2 protein-coding genes are annotated in these 3,976 nt (G+C 34.5%); one reads left to right on the top strand and one right to left on the bottom strand.

What is annotated here, in order from left to right; all coding sequences use genetic code 11:
• Positions 1-293: 293 nt before the first annotated feature.
• On the bottom strand, positions 294-2,099 hold the full coding sequence (locus AC220I_RS19300; protein ID WP_486725496.1) for a methyl-accepting chemotaxis protein: 1,806 nt from the start codon (positions 2,097-2,099) through the stop codon (positions 294-296).
• A gap of 309 nt (positions 2,100-2,408) precedes the next feature.
• Here AC220I_RS19300 and AC220I_RS19305 point away from each other — a divergent pair.
• On the top strand, positions 2,409-3,976 hold a 1,568-nt coding region (locus AC220I_RS19305), incomplete at its 3' end, for an AfsR/SARP family transcriptional regulator (protein ID WP_486725497.1).

A 3,976-nucleotide genomic window follows, 5' to 3' on the forward strand; every position in this document is an offset into this window, starting at 1 on the left:
AATATCGCTGGTTTCATCAAAGTTGCAGAAGCTATGATGGCTCAAGGTAACTACTAAGATAAACAGTAAAATAAATATAAAGCTGAGAACAAACGTGTCATTTGTTCTCAGCTTTTTTTTTTATTGTATATCATTAGTTCTTTGAGCAAGGATGTTCAACTTGCAAAAAGCGATTAGATGAGCAAGACAAGTTTTTAGCCTTAAATGTTTTAAAAATGAAAAGCGTCAATCCCGAAATTAATCGTATGGGACTGACGCTTTTCATTTTTAAAAGGCTATATTTGAGGGTATAGCTAGCGAAGTAAATAGGTTTTTACAAAAGTCTCTACAACACTCATGAAGGGTGTCCCTTCTTCAATTTCAGAAAGCGCTTTGTTTAGCGCATCATTGTCTATTGTGAAGTGAGTGAGTGATTGGTATAGCTCCGGAAACTGAGATTCAAATTTGAGACTTGTAAAGGTTGTCATTGATTCTTCTACACCAAATATGTTTTGAGCATCCTTTAATATTTTAAGGGGTACTTTACCAAAGAGATAGTGTGGTTTCCACCCTGTAAAGACAAAAGGTTTGTTCTGCTGATGCTTTGTAAGAATGATTTTAAACAGTTCAGCTTCATCTAAATAAACGACTTCAAATTGGTCCAGATGGTAATTTTGGATTAGAGTGGGCATCATACTGCCAATGTAAGTGGTCCGCCTACAAGAGTAAATTTTATGGTCCAGTTGATTGGCAATTTTTCCAAGATCAGAAATAGAACTGATTTGTAAATTGCTAGGAACGGTTAAGCCCATAATACATCCCTTTGTATTTACAGAAAGCGTTTTTATATTATTACGGTAACGATTGTATACAGCTGTCATAGAGGGCATCCATGGTGCAAGAGTAGCATCAACAATGCCATCAGCAATTGACTTAAAAAGATAGGGGTTCGGGACTTCTATAGCTTCAACTGTCATTTGATGCTTAATTTCAATATACCTTCTAAAAACATGAAATTGAAATAGGTGCTCTGGAGATTGCGTAATGGCAAACTTTGCAAACTTAAACTGGTTCAGCTTGCTGGATATATTTGAAATACGATTTATTAGTAAATGCGTACTGTCTTTTATGGACTCAATCTTCTCAAGTTGTTGGGCCGTGTTAGAGGTGACTTCTTGTGACATGGCATAGGTCTCTTCGGTAACTGCTGAGATATTTTGGATGGCATGACTGATATCGTTACTGTTTGATGCGATTTGTTGTGATTTTTCTTCAGTGTCTTCCACAGCAGTTGAAATGGCCTTAATGGCAGATGAAATCTCATCAAAAGCCATCGAAGTATCTTTTATCGCTCTTTTTTGATTTTCAATAACCTTGTCATTTGAATCCACTTTTTTAGAAATGTGTTCTGTTTTATAGACGATTTCATTAATCAGTGCCATGATGGTGCCCGTTGAATTTTTTGAATTTAAAGCGAGTTTTCGAATTTCATCGGCAACAACTGCGAAACCCCTTCCAGCATCACCTGCCCTGGCAGCTTCAATACTTGCATTTAGAGCTAATAAATTGGTCTGTTCAGCAATATTGTTGATAATATCGATTACGGAGGTGATTTTTTTAGTTGAACCTTTTAAATCATCTACTTCAGCTTGAATTTCTACAAACGTGTTTACAGTATCTAATGTTGATTGTTCTTGTAAGGTAATCTGGTGAGTACCCTCTTCAAGCAACTTGACTGCCATCTGACATTTTTTTAATATCGAATTAACCGATTGTCCAATATCAGATATGTAGTCATTATTTTGAAAAATCTGATCAGAAATTGTGACAATTTGCTCGCTTATATTGGAGTTACCTTGAGTGACCTCATTCATTGCATTATTTATGCCTAAAGTCACACTTGCTATATCGGAGATATTTGTCTCTAAGGATTCCAATATGCTCTCAGTTGTTTTTATCACGCCAAGATAATCAGATAAAAAAGAACGCCATTGACTCATTAGCAGGTAAAGCTTCTCTTTGTTTTCTGAGCGATCTTGAGGTGGCTGATATAGATTATAGTCGTTATTGAGTAATTTTGAAAGCAGTTTATCGAGTTCTGATTTCTTTGAATTAAACATTAATTTTCCCCCTGAATTTTGAATCAAAAGTCAATTTGATTCATATAAATGCCTTTTTCAAAGCGTAGTACATGGACGTCAATAAAAAGTCAAAACACTTAAGTTTATTAAAAAATAATTATGTTGAAATGAAAGGCTAATGGCCATATTTTTATAAAAGGAGAAATTATTTGACGAAATTTTGACGGTTTTTTATTATCTTTAGTAAAAAGTCAAAAAAATCAGAAAAATACAAAAATATTTTGACGTAATTAACCTGTTAAATTATAATTAATTGCAAAGACTGTATAAAAGATGTGGGGGCGTTCCATGTTAGACGTAAAGTTATTTGGTCAACCAGAAGTAAGGTTTAATCGAGAAGTGATATCTTTTCCTTTTAAAAAAGCAGAGGGACTGTTTTACTATCTTTGTGTAAAGAGAAGAATCAGTCGCAATAGAGCTTTGGATTTGTTTTGGGGCGAAATGCCAGAACAGATGGCCCGAAAAAGTTTGAGAAATGCGGTTTATATCATCAAAAAAGTGTTTGACGCTGAAATCATTCAATCGCCTAGTCGAGATTTTCTTGAGCTTAACGAAGAAATGCCCATTAAAGTTGATTATCAGAGTTTTGAACGGTTAAGTTTTGGTGAAATAGATTGCTTCATGGCTGAATTTTTAGAGAACTTCTATGTAAAAGATGCCATTGCTTTTGAAGATTGGATTTACAGCATGAGGCATCAAATCAAGGAGCAACTCATTGATAAACTCCTCCTCAGAATTCACCATAATATCTCATCAAACCAATATACTCAAGCAGAACGCGATTGCAAAAAGCTCATCATTTTAGATGAATTCAATGAAGAGGCCTATCGGTTGCAGATGACAATTTATAGAGCACAAGGGGAGCATGGTAAATGTATTGAAACATTCAGTTGCTTGTCTAGAATTTTAGATGCGGAGCTTTCTTTAAAGCCAGACAAGCAAACGAGATCTCTCTTTGATGAAATTATGAAAGAAAGAAGTAAAAAGAGTGAAGTCAAAACAGCTGAGAATATTATTTTCTTTGGACGTGCGAAAGAGCTCCAGCACTTAAACGATGCTTATGCTCAGTTCATCAAGGGAAAGCCCTATGAGTCAATTATTGTGGAAGGTGAAATGGGGATTGGAAAGAGCTCATTGATTCAAAGTTTTATTGACACAACCGATATGAGTGAATTGTGTCTTATAAAGGGGACTGAAAAATGTTATGAGACAAATGGGCCTTTAGCACCGTGGTATGATCTTTTGAGGGGGTTAAAGCAATGGTTGGCTGAACATAAAATAGCAATAAATGATATTGATCGAATTGCAATTGCCTCTATGTTTCCAATGTTTTCTGATATAAATCATGGTATTGATTTTTCAACTCAGCTCAAACGCTTTGATTTATCCAACATCAGAGTCGTATCGAGAGCCATTGCCAACTTGATCCTCGAAATAACAGTGCATAAAAAGATTGTCATAATACTTGAAGACATAAATAATTATGATGTCTTAAGTTTGTCGATAATACGTGAAATTCTATACAGGGATCGAAATCAAAATATATTCTTCCTTTTGACCATGAACTATATGTATAGTAAAGAATTGGATATGTTTCTAACGGATTTAAGAAGACAAAATTATCTTAATCAAATCAGCTTGAAGCGATTTACCCAAAAGGAAGTCGAAGCATTTATTGATATCTACAAGAATTTTAGGGAAGTGGATAAGGAAATTTCAACATTGATCTATCAAGAATCAGAAGGCAATCCCTTGTTTATGACAGAACTTATTAAAACTTATCAACAGCAATCAAAGAAACAAGGAATGCCATCAAAAATGAAGGATATTTTTAAACTTAAATACTTGAATCTCTC

The sequence above is a fragment of the Fusibacter sp. genome, assembly GCF_057447755.1.

Excerpts from the sequence above, each read along its gene's own strand:
- AC220I_RS19300 (WP_486725496.1), bottom strand. The coding sequence starts at position 2,099 with ATGTTTAATTCAAAGAAATCAGAACTCGATAAACTGCTTTCAAAATTA.